Genomic DNA, 15,784 nt, shown 5'->3' on the forward strand with positions numbered 1-15,784 from the left:
AAATAACGCAGCGATTTCTCATTGCAGGCATGCACTTTTGCATCATGGAGGACAACCTGATGAACTGGGACGACACCCGTGTTTTTCTCGCCCTGTGCCGGGAGCGGACGCTGCGCGGCGCAGCCCGCAGCCTGGGTGTCGACCAGGCGACTGTCGGCCGCCGGCTTGCTTCGCTGGAACAGGCGCTGCACGCCACGCTGTTCCTGCGTGCGGCCAATGGCTATTCGCTGACTCCCGCTGGCGAAGCGGCGATGCGCGCAGCCGTCGCGATGGAAGCCGCCGCCGCCGGCCTGCAGCGGCAGGTACTCGGCCTCGACGACCGCCTTAGCGGCGTGGTCCGGGTCACCACTACCGACTCCTTCGCCCTGGACTTCATCATCCCTGCGGTTGCCCGGCTGCGCATGGATCATCCGGGAATAGAGGTGCAGTTGCAGGCATCCACGCAAATGCTCAACCTCAGCCAGCGCGAAGCGGATATTGCCGTGCGCACGCAAAAACCGGACAACCCGGAGCTGGTGGTGCGCCGGCTGGCGCGCTGGCACAGTGGCCTGTTCGCCTCACGGGATTATCTGCAGCGCTTTGGCGAACCCGCGCCAGGCAGCAGGTTTGCCGGGCATGAGCTGGTGGTCTACCAACCTTATCTGGACAGCGGCAAGGAGGTGATGCTGGCCGGTGAGCCGATCGCGCGCGGGCGGATTGCCATGACCTGCACATCGGGGTTGATGGTGCGGCGGGCACTGGCCAGCGGGCTCGGGCTGGGCGAGTTGCCGGTGCCGCTGGGCGAGCGGGATGGGTTGCAGCAGGTGTGGGCGCACGGCAAGCCTTATGACATCTGGCTGGTGACCCATCAGGATGTGCGGCGTACGGCACGCGTGCGGGCGGTGATCGAAGCTATCGTGCAGGCTTTCGCTGACTAGCCGACTTGCCTTCCAGCACACCCTTACAAGACCGCTGGCCTATGCTTCAGCCATAGTCCCGGATCATCCCCGCTGGAGCCCCCATGATCCGCGCCAACCCCGGACCAGGCCGCGTCCTGCTCACCACCCTTGCCCTCTGCCCGTTGCTCAGCCAGGCCGACGAAGCTGGCTGGTCGCTGCTCAGCCGCAATTATTTCCTGCACAGCGACTTCCGCTCACCCTCCGCCAGCGGCCAGAACTACCGCCAGGAATGGGCCCAGGGCTTCATCGGCGACATCCGTTCCGGCTTCACCGAGGGCACGCTCGGCGTCGGTATCGATGCCCACGGTTTTCTCGGCCTCAAGCTCGACGGTGGCCGCGGCCATGCCGGTACCGGCCTGCTGCCGCGCGACAGCGATGGCCGTGCCGAGTCCGACTATTCCAGTGCCGGCGCCGCACTCAAGCTGCGCCTGGGCGACACCCAGCTGCGCTACGGCGAGATGACCGTGGAAACCCCGGTGTTCGATACCGCCGACAAACGCCTGCACCCGGAATACGCCACCGGCTGGTTGCTGGAGAACCGCAGCCTGCCCGACTGGCACCTGCAGGCCGGGCGCTTCACCGCCTTCAACAACCAGGACAACAGCGCTACCCATGATGATTTCAGCGGCTACGGCGCCAGCACCGAGAACCGCGCCATCAGCCTGGCCGGCGCTACCTTCGCGCCCCCAGGCCCATTCGGCGCTGCGCTGTACGCCGGGCAGCTGCAGGACACCTGGCGCCAGGCCTATCTCAACCTGAACCTTGCCGAGGGCAGCTGGCGCCTGGACGGTAACCTGTACAAGACCCGCGACACCGGCAACGCCAGCGCCGGGGCGATCGATACCCTCGCCTACAGCTTGCTGGGCAGATACAGCTTCGGCGCCCAGGCGCTGAGCCTGGCCTACCAGAAGGTCGAAGGCGCTACCCCGTTCGACTTCGTCGGAGGCGACTCCATCTACCTGGCCAACTCGATCAAGTACGCCGACTTCAATGGCCCCGGCGAGCGCTCATGGCAAATGCGCTATGACCTCGATTTCGCCACCCTCGGCGTGCCTGGTCTGAGCCTGATGGGCCGCTACGTCAGCGGCCGTGGCATCGACGGCAGCCACGCCCCGGCGCGCGGCGCCTACGTAGGCCAATATGGCGATGGCGGCAAGCATTGGGAGCGCGACATCGACCTGAAATACCTGGTGCAGTCGGGCGCCGCCAAGGACCTGAGCCTGTCGCTCTCCCATGTCAGCCACCGCGCCAACCAGGCCCAGGCCGGCGATGACATCGATCGCCTCTACCTGATCATCGAATACCCACTCAAAGGCAGCTTCTGATCATGAGCACATCCCCTTCAGGCGCCTGGAGCCCGTTGCGCAACACCACCTTCCGCATGCTGTGGATCGCCACCATTGCCTCGAACATCGGCACCTGGATGCACGAGGTGGGCGCCGGCTGGCTGATGACCACGCTGTCGGCGAGCCCGCTGCATGTGGCGCTGATCCAGGTGGCCGGCTCGCTGCCGATGTTCTTCCTGGCCCTGCCGGCCGGCGCCGCGGCGGACATCGTCGACAAACGCCGCTACCTGCTGCTGGTGCAGCTGTGGATGTCCGGCGTGGCCGTTGTGCTGGCAGCCTTGACCCTGCTCGGGCTGATGAACGTCACCTTGCTGCTGGCGCTGACCCTGGCGCTGGGCATCGGTACGGCGTTGATGATGCCGGCGTGGAGCGCGCTGACGCCGGAGTTGGTGGGCAAGCAGGACCTGGCCAACGCAGTGGCGCTTTCCAGTGTCGGCATCAACGTGTCCCGCGCCATCGGCCCGGCATTGGCAGGGGTGGTGGTGAGCCTGGTCGGCCCGTGGCTGACCTTTGCCCTGAATGCCGTCTCGTTCGCTGGCGTGATCCTAGTGTTGTTCCTGTGGAAACGCGAGGTGAAGGAGCCACTGCTGCCGGCCGAGCGCTTCGTTGGTGCCATGCGCACCGGGTTGCGCTTTGCCCGCAGTGCCAAGCCGTTGCAGGCGGTGATGCTACGCGCGCTGGCGTTCTTTTTCTGCGCCAGTGCCGGTACGTCACTGCTGCCGCTGATCGTGCGTGGCGAGATGCGCGGCAGCGCAGCAGATTTCGGCTTGCTGCTGGCGGCCATCGGAATTGGCGCAGTGGCTGGCGCCACCTTGCTGCCACGCCTGCGCGAACGCATCAGTCGCGACCGCCTGGTGATGCTGGCCAGCCTGCTGTATGCCCTGTTCCTGTTGGCCCTGGCGCTGGTGCGCAACTTTTATGTGCTATTGCCGGCGATGCTGCTCAGCGGCGCGGCGTGGATCGCGGTGCTGTCCAACCTGCAAGTGGCGGCGCAGACCTCGGTGCCGGCCTGGGTACGGGCGCGGGCATTGTCGGTGTACATCCTGATCTTCTTTGGTGCCATGGCCGCTGGCGGGCTGCTGTGGGGCACGCTGGCCAGTCATGCATCGATCACCTTGAGCTTGCTGCTGGCCGCAGGCGGGCTGGCCTTCGGCACCCTGCTGACCTGCAGGGTGACGCTGCCGGAAACCGAAGCCGAAGAGCTGACACCGTCGCTGCACTGGCCGGTGCCGGTGCTGAGCGATGACCTCGACCAGGACAACGGGCCGGTGATGGTCACCGTCGAATACCATATCGAACCGGCCAAGGCCGCAGCCTTCCAACGGGCCGCGCGGGAGCTGGAGGCGATGCGCAAGCGCAATGGCGCATTGTCGTGGGGGTTGATGCGCGACAGTGCCGATCCGGCAGTGTGGCTGGAGTTCTTTTTTGAAGAGTCGTGGCTGGAGCATTTGCGGCACCACCACCGGGTGACCCGGGGTGAGCTGAAGATCGAGGCCCGAGTGCGGATGTTGCAGACCGATGGGGTGGAAGTGAAGATCCGGCATCTGTTGGCTGGAGGTGAGCACAAGGCTCACCATTGATGTTGGCTTTTCCGGCCTCTTCGCGGGCTCGCCCGCTCCCACAGGGATCGCACAAAGCCTGAGGGCTGTGGTGTACCTGTGGGAGCGGGCGAGCCCGCGAAGAGGCCAGCACTGAAGGAACAAAAAAAGGGACCAGATACTGGCCCCTTCTTCACATCAGCTCAGCTTAGAAAGCGAAGCACGAACAACCCAGCGCCCCCCAGAAGCCCTGGAAGTCATTCACTGGCACATTCGAATGCCGTGCTTTCTCATGACTGTGCGCATGTACCCCGCAAGGCCCGACGCACTGGTGCGCCACTGCCGCCAGCGATGGCGTACCGACGCGCCAGTGGCCCGGTACCTTGGTCACCGGCGACCACTCCGGCAGCACCGGCACCTGTGGCGGGCCGAGCTTGTCGAACTCTGCCGCGGCGTACACCACCTTGCCATCTACCACGGTCAGCACCGACTCGATGCCCTTGATCGCTTCTTCGTCGACGCTGAAGAAGTCCAGCGACAGTGCCGCCAGGTCGGCCAGCTGGCCCACCTTGATCTGCCCCTTCTTGCCCTGCTCGCTGGAGAACCAGGCACTGCCCTGGGTAAACAGCTGCAATGCGGTGTCACGGCTGAGACCTTCCGGGTACAGCTCCATGCCGCCGACGGTCTTGCCGCTGACCAGCCAGTACAGCGAGGTCCATGGGTTGTAGCTGGACACGCGAGTAGCGTCGGTACCGGCACCCACCGGCACGCCCATGTCGAGCATGCGCTTGATCGGCGGGGTCTGCTCGGCAGCCTTGGCGCCGTAGCGGTCGACGAAGTACTCACCCTGGAAGGCCATGCGGTCCTGGATGGCGATGCCACCGCCCAGCGCACGCACGCGTTCGATGTTCTGCGGGGTGATGGTTTCGGCGTGGTCGAAGAACCACGGCAGGCCATTGAACGGAATGTCGCGGTTGACCTTCTCGAACACGTCGAGCATGCGCGTGATCGATTCGTTGTAGGTGGCGTGCAGGCGGAATGGCCAGCGCTGTTCGACCAGGTGGCGCACCACCGGCTCCAGCTCTTGCTCCATGGTCTGCGGCAGGTCCGGGCGCGGCTCGAGGAAGTCCTCGAAGTCGGCGGCGGAGAACACCAGCATCTCGCCGGCGCCGTTGTGGCGCAGGAAGTCGGTGCCGCTGTGCAGCTTGACGCTGGAGGTCCACTTACGGAAGTCGTCCAGCTCTTCCTTGGGTTTCTGGGTGAACAGGTTGTAGGCGATGCGCACGGTCAACTGGTTGTTGTCGGCCAGTTGCTGGATCACCTGATAGTCGTCCGGGAAGTTCTGGTACCCGCCACCGGCATCGATGGCGCTGGTCAGGCCCAGGCGATTGAGTTCACGCATGAACTGGCGGGTAGAGTTGACCTGGTACTCCAGCGGCAACTTCGGCCCCTTGGCCAGGGTGGCGTAGAGGATCATCGCGTTGGGGCGGGCGATCAGCATGCCGGTCGGGTTGCCGAACTTGTCGCGCTGGATCTCGCCACCCGGCGGGTTAGGCGTGTCCTTGCTGTAGCCGACAGCCTTGAGCGCAGCGCGGTTGAGCAATGCGCGGTCATACAGATGCAGCAGGAACACTGGCGTGTCCGGCGCGGCCTGGTTGATCTCTTCCAGGGTGGGCATACGTTTTTCGGCGAACTGGAATTCGTTCCAGCCACCGACCACGCGCACCCATTGCGGGGTAGGCGTGCGCGCGGCCTGGTCCTTGAGCATGCGCAGGGCATCGGCCACCGAGGGTACGCCTTCCCAGCGCAGCTCCAGGTTGTAGTTCAGGCCGCCACGAATCAGGTGCAGGTGCGAGTCATTCAGGCCCGGAATGACCGTGCGCTGCTTGAGGTCGATAATTTGCGTGGAGGCGCCCTTGTGGGCCATGGCCTCGGCGTCGTTACCCACGGCGATGAAGCGGCCATCCTTGATGGCGACGGCGGTCGCGATGGGCTTTTCACGATCAACGGTGTGCAGTTTGCCGTTGAACAGAATCAGGTCGGCGGTCATGGAACCTCCTTGAGTGGATGCGTAAGCGGAACCGGTAAAGGGCAATGCGGACCAGAGCGCGCCGGCGGCACCGAGCACGCTGCTGGTGGCGAGGAACTGGCGACGGGTCTTGTCGTTGCGGTCCTGGGACATGGTCTTCTCCGTCTGGTGGCGGCGCCGGCAGGCGCAACTGCGGAGCATGCCGGTTGGTGCAAGGCCAGGGCTTGGATGGATGTGCGGTGGGTTGTAGAAGGTTAGCCCTGTTCAAGCTTTGTGCTGCCTGGGCCGGCCTCTTCGCGGGCAAGCCCGTTTCCCACAGGTAGGTCACAAGGCCTGAGGCCTGCGCCGTACCTGTGGGAGCGGGCGAGCCCGCGAATGCCTGGCACAATTACTTCTGCAAGAACGCCAACAGGTCCTCGTTCAGCTGCTGCGCATGCGTCACGGCAAACCCGTGCGGCGCTCCGGCATACACCTTCAGTTCAGCCCCACGAATCAGTTCCGCCGCCTGCTTGCCGGTGGTCTCGAACGGCACGATCTGGTCGTCGTCGCCATGGATCACCAGGGTCGGCACATCGACCTTGGCCATGTCCGGGCGGAAGTCGGTCTCGGAGAATGCCGTCACGCAGTCCAGGGTGCCCTTGATCGACGCCATCAGCGCGATGTTCAAGGTTTGCGTCTGCACGCCCTGGGACACCTGCTGCCCATGGTTCAGGCCATAGAACGGCGTGGCGAAATCGGCGATGAACTGCGCCCGGTCGGCACGCAGACCGGCGCGGATGCCTTCGAACACCGACTGGTCGACACCCTGTGGGTTATCGTCACGCTTGCCGAAGATCGGCGTCACCGCACCGAGCAAGACCAGGCCGGCCACACGCTCGCTACCGTGACGGGCAATGTAGCGGCTGACATCGCCACCACCCATCGAGAAGCCCACCAGGGTCACCTCACGCAGGTCGAGGTGTTCGATCAGCTGGGCGATGTCGTCGGCGAAGGTGTCGTAGTCGTAGCCGCTCCACGGCTGGCTCGAACGGCCAAAGCCACGGCGGTCGAAGGCGATGGCGCGGTAACCGCGGCTGGCCAGGAACTCCATCTGCGAATCCCACATGTCGGCATCCAACGGCCAGCCATGGCTGAACAGCACAGGCTTGCCACTGCCCCAGTCCTTGTAATAGATCGAAGTGCCATCGCGGGTAACGAACGTGCTCATGTTGGTATCTCCTTGAAAATGTCGAGGTGAAGGCTTGCTCAGCCGCGCAACCAGTTGGCGCAGCGACGGGTGACCCAGGGCATGATGTAGAACACCACGGGCAGGATGACGAACAGGTTGCCGATCAGGTTGCCGGTGATTGCGCCACCCAACTGCGGAAAGCGCGCGAACAGCGGCGCCAACAGATGCGGAACGATCAGGGTCATCGGGCAGATCACCAGGTAGGTCAGCAGCGCCTGCCTCCAACGCGGCGGTTGCGCCGCGCGGTTACTCGGCGGGGTGAACCAGAACTCCGGGTCGTCATGCACCTGGGTGTGGTCTCCGCCTTCGAGCAATGGCAATACTTCGTTGACCAGTGCCTGGCGCTCGGCCGAGTTGACCCAGGCCTGCAACAGGCTGGCGTCGGCGAAGCGCACCACGGTGGTGAAGTGCAGCCCGCCGTCATCGGGGCGGATGACATTGACGTCCAGGTGCCCAGGCTGCCGGCGCGCAGCGCTGACCGTGCGCTTGAGCCAGACTTCGTAGGCGGCCAGCGACGCGGTGCGGACCTTGTGCTGGATGACCAGGGTCACCACGTTGCGGTTGTCTTGGAATGCGGTGTTCATCGGCGTTCCTTGGGATGAGCTTGCCCGCAGCAACTGTGCAACGACGGACGGGCGGAGGATTGGACGGGTGTGCTGCACTGGCCGGGCACCGACTGGCGGCGCCCGGGACCGTGGCTTACTTGTTGGCGTTGAAGGCGTTGTAGCTGGTCATCAGGTTGCGGTAGTCCGGAATGTGGTTGGAGCACAGCGCCGCCAGGCCTTCGATGTCGTTGCGCCAGTCGCGGTGCAGCTCGCAGGCCACGCCGAACCAGGTCATCAGCTGCGCACCGGCCTGGCTCATGCGGTCGTGCGCGGCGTCACGGGTCATGGCATTGAAGGTGCCAGAGGCGTCGGTCACCACGAACACTTCGAACTCTTCTTCCAGGGCCGACAGCGCCGGGAAGGCCACACAGACCTCGGTCACCACGCCGGCGATGATCAGCTGCTTCTTGCCGGTGGCCTTCACTGCCTTGACGAAGTCTTCGTTGTCCCAGGCATTGATCTGGCCTGGGCGGGCGATGTACGGGGCGTCCGGGAACAGCGCTTTCAGCTCGGGAACCAGCGGGCCGTTGGGGCCTTGCTCGAAGCTGGTGGTGAGGATGGTCGGCAGCTTGAAGAACGTGGCCAGGTCGGCCAGCGCCAGCACGTTGTTCTTGAACGCGTCCGGCTCGATGTCGCGCACCAGCGACAGCAGGCCAGCCTGGTGGTCGACCAGCAGGACAGCGGCGTCGTCTTTGTTCAGGCGGTTGTATTTGAAGTTGGTCATGGTCGTTGCTCCTAAGGTTTTGAAGTTCAGTAAGTTGGGTGTTTCGCGTTGATGGGAGAAGATTAAAACCATGACCTTTTTGGCGGTAGATAGCGATTCTTGGCTCTAGCGTTCTGTTTTATGAACGATGGTTTTGTGTAGGCTGTACCGGCCTCTTCGCGGCTAAAGCCGCTCCCACAGGGATTGCGCTGGATTTGAATCGTGCGCAGTACCTGTGGGGGCGGCTTTAGGCGCGAAGAGGCCGGCACAGGCCCCATTGCCTGTCCGGCCAACCTGCTCTATTACTACCCACAGCCCTCCCCTTGCCCCCGAGACCTCCATGCTGGCGTTCATCCAGTCATACCCGCTGCTGCTCGGCATCGCCTTGATCCTGCTCGACCTCGTGCTCTGGCAGCTCATTCCCCTCCAGCACCGGGCCTGGCGCATCGGCGCGCGGCTGGTGCTGTTCCTGCTGTTCAGCTCGGTACTGGTGGCCGCCGGCATGAGCCCGCTGCAACCGCCCCCCTGGGCCGACGATGTCTCACGCAACCTGTTGGCCACGGTATTGGCCATCGGCTGGTGGCTGTTCGGCGCGCGTACGGTAACGGTGGTGTTCGGCCTGTTGCTGGTGGCCCGTGGCAGCCATGGCGGGCGCTTGCTGCAGGATGTGCTGGGGGCGTTGATCTTCCTGGCCGCCGTGGTCGCCGCGGCAGGCTATGTGCTGCAACTGCCGGTGAAGGGCCTGCTGGCCACCTCCGGGGTAATGGCCATCGTCATCGGCCTGGCGCTGCAAAGCACGCTGGCCGACGTGTTCAGCGGCATCATCCTGAACACCACGCGGCCCTACCAGATTGGCGATTCGATCTCGATTGACGGCACCGAAGGCAAGGTGCTGGAAATCGACTGGCGTGCTACCCGCCTGCTCACCGGCAGCGGGAGCCTGGCAGTGATCCCCAACTCGGTGGCGGCCAAGGCGCGGCTGCTCAACCACAGCCGCCCGGCCGACGTACATGGCGTATCGATCAGCGTGGTGGTGCCAGCCAAGGTGCGCCCCAAGCGCGTGTTCGATGCGCTGGAAAAAGCCTTGCAAGGTGTCAGCGCCATTCTTGCCACGCCAAAACCGAAGGTCGCGGTGAAGGCGTCGACGCTGGAGTCAGTAGAGTACGAGGCCAGCTGCTTCGTCGCCGACGCAGGCGTCAAGGGTGATGCGCGCAACCAGCTGTTCGACCTTGCGCACCGGCACCTGGAGGCCAGCGGGGTGATGTGGAACGTGGACCTGGCCATGCCGCCACGCAGCCGTCAGCGCGAGGTGCTGGACGAAGTACGAGTGTTCCGCTCGCTGACCGATGAAGAACGCGATGCCCTGAGCCAGCGCATGACTGCGGTGGAATACCTGGCGGACCAGGTCATCCTGGGTGTGGGCGAGCATTCCGAGCACCTGCTGGTGATTGGCAGCGGCGTGGTGTCGGCGTCGATCCGGGATGGCGACCGGCTGGTGGAAGCCGGGCGCATGGGGCCGGGTGAGGTGCTGGGGATCGAGGGCATCATCGATGAGGACGACTCGTTTGCCGAGTTCCGCACGTTGACCAGTTGCGTGCTGTATCGAATCGACAAGGAACAGGTTAAAAGCTGCCTGGTGCAACGTGGCGAGGTGCAGGCAGCGCTTGGCAAGTTGCAGCGGTTCAGGCGGCAGAGCCGGGAGTCGCTGCTGCTGCAGAAGCCGGCTTCAATCAAGAAGGGCGGCTTCCTCAGCTGGTTGCACAAGTAAGCCGGCCCGCCGCGCCTACAAGCGCAACCCAGGGCTTACAGCACAACCCTCAAGCATTGCCCCGCGTGATACAGCGAGAACCCGGACTCGTAGAACGCGGTGCGCAGCGAGGGTGCACTCACCCCCTTCATCGGCGAGAACGGAATCGGCAGGCTGCCCGCCTCGCCCTTCAGCAGGAATTCGGCGAACGCCCGGCCGATCACGGTCCCGGTGGTATTGCCACGCCCGTTGTACCCGGTGACAGCGACCAGCCCCGGCGCCGGCTCGAACAGGCGCATCAGGTGGTCGGGGGTGAAGTCGATGCAGCCGGTCCAGTGCATCTCCCATTCGACCTTGCCCAGCTCGGGGTAGTAGTGGCTCTGGATCCGGTCGGCCCAGCTGCGTATGAACCAGGCCGGCTTGTTGTCGACCCGGCCAAGGCTGCCCAGTAGCAGGCGGCCCTGGTCGTCGCGGCGGATGCTGCTGAGCACGGTGCGGGTGTCCCACGAACCCTGGCCATCCGGCAGTACCTTGTCGGCGGCAGCGCCGTGCAACGGCTTGGACGCCACCTGGTAGTAGTAACCGCGGAAGAACTGCTTCTGCAGGTTGCTCCAGTCGCCTTCGGTATAGGCGCCGGTAGAAATCACCACCTTGTCGGCGCGCACCGCGCCACGTGCGGTCTTCACCCGCCAGGCATCGCCGTCACGCGCCAGGCCTTCGACCGACGACTGCTGGAACAGCTTGCCGCCCAGGCGCGCTACCGCAGCAGCCAGGCCCTGGGTGTAGCCCATGGGGTTGATGGTGCCGGCGCGGCGGTCGAGCAGCGCGGCGGAGATCTTGTCGGTACCACAGTATTCCTGGCATTGGGCGCCGGTCAGCAGCTCCACATCGGCCCCCCGGCGACGCCATTGTTCGTGGCGGGCCTCGAGGTCGGCGATGCCGGTGGCGTTGTGCGCCATGTGCAAGGTGCCTTTGTGCTGGGCCTGGCAGTCGATGCCAAGGCGCTTGATCATGGCGAACACTTCAGCCGGGGCCTCACCCAGCACCTTGTTCAGGCGGCTGCCCTGCTGCAGGCCGAGGGTGGCTTCGACATCGTCAGGGCGAATCCAGGTGCCGGCGTTGACCAGGCCGACGTTGCGCCCGGAGCCGCCATGGCCGATCTTCCAGGCCTCCAGCAGGACCACCGACTTGCCCTGCTCGAGCAGGTGGATGGCCGCTGACAGGCCGGTAATGCCGCCACCGATCACACAGACATCGGCCTTGTGCTCACCAGCCAGGGCCTGGGCGGCGATGGTCGGTTCTGTGACGAATTCCCACAAGCATTGTTGACGCAGTTCGGACATGGCCCGGCTCCAGCGATTTGTTCTTGTTGGGGCCGCAAAAGCGGCCCATTCGCGGCTAAACCCGCTCCCACAGACACCCACACAGGCCTCAAGGGCAGTGGAGAACCTGTGGGAGCGGGTTTACCCGCGAACCGGGGGCCAGGCCCCCGGCCATGCAGCATCAATCCATCAGTCGAACACGATACCCTGCGCCAGCGGCAGCTCGCGCGAGTAGTTCACGGTGTTGGTCTGGCGACGCATGTAGCCTTTCCAGGCGTCTGAACCGGACTCACGGCCACCGCCGGTTTCCTTCTCGCCACCGAACGCACCGCCGATCTCGGCGCCGCTGGTGCCGATGTTGACGTTGGCGATACCGCAGTCGCTGCCCGAAGCACTCTGGAAGCGCTCGGCCTCCCGGATGTCGGTGGTGAAGATGCACGACGACAGGCCTTGTGGCACTTCGTTGTTCAGGCGCAGGGCCTCTTCGAAATCGTCGTAGGCCAGCACGTACAGGATCGGGGCGAAGGTTTCGTGGCGCACCACGTCGCTCTGCGCCGGCATTTCGGCAATGGCAGGCGACACGTAGTAGGCATTCGGGTACTGGTCGGCCAGCTGGCGCTCGCCGCCAAACACCTGGCCGCCTTCGTCACGGGCCTTGGCCAGCGCACCCTGCATGGCATCGAACGACTGCTTGTCGATCAGCGGGCCAACCAGGTTGTCCTTGCGTGGGTCGCCAATACGCACCTTGCCGTAGGCGGCCTTGACGCGGGCAACCACTTCGTCCTTGATCGAGCGGTGCACGATCAGGCGGCGCAAGGTGGTGCAACGCTGGCCGGCGGTACCGACAGCGGAGAACAGGATGCCGCGCACGGCCAGGTCCAGGTCGGCACTCGGGGCCAGGATCATGGCGTTGTTGCCACCCAGCTCCAGGATGCTGCGGCCGAAGCGGGCCGCCACGCGCGGGCCTACTTCACGGCCCATGCGGGTGCTGCCAGTGGCGCTGACCAGCGGTACGCGCGGGTCGTCGACCAGGGCTTCGCCGGCTTCACGGCCGCCGATTACCAGTTGCGCCAGGCCAGCCGGGGCATCACCGAAGGCTTTCAGGGCTTTGTCGAACAGTGCCTGGCAGGCCAGGGCGGTCAGCGGGGTCTTCTCCGACGGCTTCCACACCACCGAGTTGCCGGCCACCAGGGCCAGGGCAGTGTTCCAGGCCCAGACCGCGATCGGGAAGTTGAAGGCACTGATCACACCGACCACGCCCAGCGGGTGCCAGGTTTCCCGCATGTGGTGGCCAGGGCGCTCGGAAGCGATGGTCAGGCCGTACAGCTGACGCGACAGGCCAACGGCGAAGTCGCAGATGTCGATCATTTCCTGCACTTCGCCCAGGCCTTCCTGGGTGATCTTGCCGGCTTCGATCGATACCAGCTCGCCGAGATCGGCCTTGTGCTCACGCAGCACTTCGCCGAACAGCCGCACCAGTTCGCCACGGCGCGGGGCCGGCACGCTGCGCCAGGCTTCGAAGGCACCTTGCGCCTGGTCGATGCGGGCGATGGTCTCGGCCTTGCCGAGCAGTTTCACCGAGGCGATCTGGCTGCCGTCGATCGGCGTGTGAACAGGGTAGTCGCCCTGGGTGTAAGCCTCGGCAGCAACGCCAAGGCGCTCGAGCAATCCAGCAACCATTGTGCTTCTCCTACATCGGGTGATGGGGTGGAAAAATGATGTGGGTCAGTATTAATCCGATCACATAGGTACAACAAACGACCTTTATTCCGCATATCATTCCGTCAGGTAATGATTTGAGCCGCAGAGACCGCTATGTCCAAACGCCTGGTGCCGTCCATGACCGCCCTGCAGTGCTTTGAAGCTGCAGCCCGCCATTTGAGCTTTACCCGTGCCGCCGAAGAACTGCACCTGACCCAGAGCGCGGTCAGCAAGCAGGTGGCGCAGCTGGAAGACATGCTGCGCCACCACCTGTTCCTGCGCATCCGCCGCCGCCTGCAGCTGACCCCAGCCGGCAGCCTGTACCTGGCCGAGGTCAACAAGATCCTCACCCAGGTCGACATGTCCAGCCGCTACGTGCTCACCTACGGCGAGCAGACCGAGATATTGAAAGTAGCCACCCAGCCGAGTTTCGGCGTGCGCTGGCTGATTCCGCACCTCAAGGGCTTTGGCAAACGCCACGGCAATATCCACCTCGACATCCGCAACGAGATGGAGCCGTTCGCCTTGCTGCAGGGTTCGGCGGACGTGGTGTTTTTCTACGGCCAGGGCACCTGGCCGGGGGCCACCTGCATGGAGCTGTTCGGTGAAGAAGTGGTGCCGGTGTGCGCACCGGAGCTGCTGGCCGGCCGCGAACTGGTCGATGCCGGGCAACTGGCCGAGCTGGTGCTGCTACAGAGTACCTCGCGACCAGAGGCGTGGCACGAATGGTTTCTGGAGCTGGGCCTGGAAAGCGTCAGCGCCTACCACGGGCCGCGCTTCGATACATTCTATATGGCCTTGAGCGCGGCGCAGTCCGGGTGCGGGGTGGCACTGGTGCCGCGCTACCTGGCGGCGAAGGAACTGGCCGAGGGCAGCCTGGTGATGCCGTGGAACCATGCGATGCCCAGTGCCGGAGCGCATTACCTGGCGTATGCCGAGCATGCAGCGGAGGTGCCCAAGGTGCGGGCGTTGGTGGAGTGGATTCGCGAGCAGCTTGCGGATTGATACTGCCGGGGCCGCTTTGCGGCCCTTTCGCGACGCAAGGCCGCTCCTACAGGAGGCCGCGTTGCTTTTGTAGGAGCGGCCTTGCGTCGCGAAAGGGCTGCAAAGCAGCCCCAGCGCTCTTTAGATCGATCAAAAAAGGAATGACACACTCACTTTTTTTCGCTTGTAAGCCAAGTGCATTCCCCGCTTTCATGTAAGCGTCCGAACCAACCAGGAAGCTAGCGATGCCCGCCCACGATTTCGTCAGCCCCGACAACATCCGCGCGCAGTTCTCTGCCGCCATGTCGCTCATGTACAAACAGGAAGTGCCCCTGTACGGCACGCTGCTGGAGCTGGTGAGCGAAATCAACCAGCAGGTCATGGCCCGGCAACCTGAAGTCGCCGAGGCCCTGCGCTGGACAGGCGAGATCGAACGGCTGGACCAGGAGCGCCACGGGGCTATCCGCGTCGGCACTGCTGAAGAACTGGCAACCATTGCCCGCCTGTTCGCAGTGATGGGCATGCAGCCGGTCGGCTACTACGACCTCAGCTCCGCCGGGGTGCCAGTTCACTCCACCGCCTTCCGCGCAGTGCACGAGCAGTCGCTGCACGTCAGCCCGTTCCGCGTATTCACTTCGCTGCTGCGCCTGGAACTGATCGACAACCCGCAGCTGCGTGCATTGGCAGAGAGCATCCTGGCCAAACGCAAGATCTTCACCGACCGCGCCCTTGAACTGATTGCCCAGTGCGAATGCGACGGTGGCCTGAACGGCGCAGATGCCGAGGCATTCGTGCAGGAAGCGCTGCACACCTTCCGCTGGCACCATGACGCCACGGTTACTGCCGAGCAGTACCAGCAGCTGCACGACCAGCACCGCCTGATCGCCGACGTGGTGGCCTTCAAGGGCCCGCACATCAACCACCTGACCCCGCGCACGCTGGACATTGATGCGATCCAGGCCGGCATGCCAGCCAAAGGCATCCCGCCGAAGGCGGTGGTCGAGGGGCCTCCCACCCGGCGCCACCCGATCCTGCTGCGCCAGACCAGTTTCAAGGCCCTGCAGGAAAAGGTCGCCTTCAGCGACCAGCAGGGCAGCGAAGGCAGCCACACCGCGCGCTTCGGCGAAATCGAGCAACGCGGTGCAGCCCTGACGCCGAAAGGCCGTCAACTGTACGACAAGCTGCTCGATGCCACTCGGGCTGCCCTGGGTGGCGTGCCGGCCGAGGCCAATGCCGAACGCTACATGGCGCTGCTGAAGGAAACCTTTGCCGAATTCCCGGACGACCTGGCACAGATGCGCCAGCAGGGGCTGGCGTATTTCCGTTACTTCGCTACCGAGAAAGGCCTGGCCGCGCGTGACCAGGATGACCGCCCGAGCACCCTGGAAGGGCTGATCGAAGCGGGTCACGTGCACTACGAAGCGCTGGTTTACGAGGACTTCCTGCCGGTGAGTGCGGCAGGGATCTTCCAGTCCAACCTGGGTGACGACGCGCACGCCGAGTACGGCAGCAATGCCAACCGCGCTGCGTTCGAAGCAGCGCTGGGCATGCAGGTGCAGGATGAGCTGGCCCTGTATGCGCTGAGCGAGCGGCGGTCGCTGCAGGCCTGTGCGCAGGCGTTGAACCTGGGTTCGATGTAAGGT

The 15,784-nt window shown here is 64.6% G+C and carries 12 protein-coding genes; 6 read left to right on the plus strand and 6 right to left on the minus strand.

Annotation, left to right across the window (positions count from 1 at the left end; genetic code table 11):
• Positions 1–59 precede the first annotated feature (59 nt).
• From JKP78_RS08615 to JKP78_RS08625, 3 genes are all read left to right on the plus strand, one after another.
• A complete protein-coding gene (locus tag JKP78_RS08615; protein WP_186684067.1) occupies positions 60–917 on the plus strand; it encodes a LysR family transcriptional regulator in 858 nt (285 codons plus the stop codon).
• Positions 918–1,000: 83 nt separating this feature from the next.
• Entirely contained in the window at positions 1,001–2,263 is a 1,263-nt protein-coding gene (locus JKP78_RS08620) for an OprD family porin (protein ID WP_200626544.1), read from the plus strand.
• A 2-nt stretch (positions 2,264–2,265) separates the two neighbouring features.
• Entirely contained in the window at positions 2,266–3,864 is a 1,599-nt protein-coding gene (locus JKP78_RS08625) for an MFS transporter (protein WP_200626545.1), read from the plus strand.
• Positions 3,865–4,030: 166 nt separating this feature from the next.
• On the opposite strand, the gene JKP78_RS08630 is transcribed toward JKP78_RS08625, so the two are convergent.
• The 4 genes from JKP78_RS08630 to ycaC all read right to left on the minus strand — a co-directional run bounded on the left by JKP78_RS08630 (position 4,031) and on the right by ycaC (position 8,408).
• Positions 4,031–5,872: an amidohydrolase gene (locus JKP78_RS08630; RefSeq protein ID WP_186684431.1), complete on the minus strand. Its 1,842-nt coding sequence runs from the start codon at positions 5,870–5,872 to the stop codon at positions 4,031–4,033.
• Between the two features lie 367 nt (positions 5,873–6,239).
• The gene (locus tag JKP78_RS08635) at positions 6,240–7,058 is read right to left on the minus strand and encodes an alpha/beta fold hydrolase (RefSeq protein WP_200626546.1); all 819 of its coding nucleotides are present in this window, start codon (positions 7,056–7,058) and stop codon (positions 6,240–6,242) included.
• A 38-nt stretch (positions 7,059–7,096) separates the two neighbouring features.
• The gene (locus JKP78_RS08640; protein WP_200626547.1) at positions 7,097–7,663 is read right to left on the minus strand and encodes an antibiotic biosynthesis monooxygenase; all 567 of its coding nucleotides are present in this window, start codon (positions 7,661–7,663) and stop codon (positions 7,097–7,099) included.
• A gap of 115 nt (positions 7,664–7,778) precedes the next feature.
• Complete coding sequence (gene ycaC / locus JKP78_RS08645; protein ID WP_200626548.1) at positions 7,779–8,408, minus strand: isochorismate family cysteine hydrolase YcaC; 630 nt, start codon at positions 8,406–8,408, stop codon at positions 7,779–7,781.
• A gap of 319 nt (positions 8,409–8,727) precedes the next feature.
• Between ycaC and JKP78_RS08650 the strand changes: the two genes are divergently transcribed.
• Entirely contained in the window at positions 8,728–10,155 is a 1,428-nt protein-coding gene (locus JKP78_RS08650; RefSeq protein ID WP_200626549.1) for a mechanosensitive ion channel family protein, read from the plus strand.
• Positions 10,156–10,190: 35 nt separating this feature from the next.
• On the opposite strand, the gene amaA is transcribed toward JKP78_RS08650, so the two are convergent.
• The gene (gene amaA / locus JKP78_RS08655; RefSeq protein ID WP_200626550.1) at positions 10,191–11,477 is read right to left on the minus strand and encodes an L-pipecolate oxidase; all 1,287 of its coding nucleotides are present in this window, start codon (positions 11,475–11,477) and stop codon (positions 10,191–10,193) included.
• Between the two features lie 168 nt (positions 11,478–11,645).
• Positions 11,646–13,136 (minus strand): L-piperidine-6-carboxylate dehydrogenase, encoded by a 1,491-nt coding sequence (gene amaB / locus JKP78_RS08660; RefSeq protein ID WP_200626551.1) that lies wholly within the window; start codon positions 13,134–13,136, stop codon positions 11,646–11,648.
• Positions 13,137–13,271: 135 nt separating this feature from the next.
• On the opposite strand from amaB, the gene JKP78_RS08665 reads away from it, so the two are divergent.
• Positions 13,272–14,162 carry a LysR family transcriptional regulator gene (locus JKP78_RS08665; RefSeq protein WP_200626552.1) on the plus strand — a complete coding sequence of 297 codons (891 nt, stop codon included), beginning with the start codon at positions 13,272–13,274 and terminating at the stop codon, positions 14,160–14,162.
• A 224-nt stretch (positions 14,163–14,386) separates the two neighbouring features.
• Positions 14,387–15,781 (plus strand): 2-oxoadipate dioxygenase/decarboxylase HglS, encoded by a 1,395-nt coding sequence (gene hglS, locus JKP78_RS08670; protein ID WP_200626553.1) that lies wholly within the window; start codon positions 14,387–14,389, stop codon positions 15,779–15,781.
• The last annotated feature ends 3 nt before the right edge of the window (positions 15,782–15,784 follow it).

Origin of the sequence: Pseudomonas sp. LAM2023 (genome assembly GCF_016620375.1) — a bacterium.
Lineage (GTDB): Bacteria > Pseudomonadota > Gammaproteobacteria > Pseudomonadales > Pseudomonadaceae > Aquipseudomonas > Aquipseudomonas anuradhapurensis.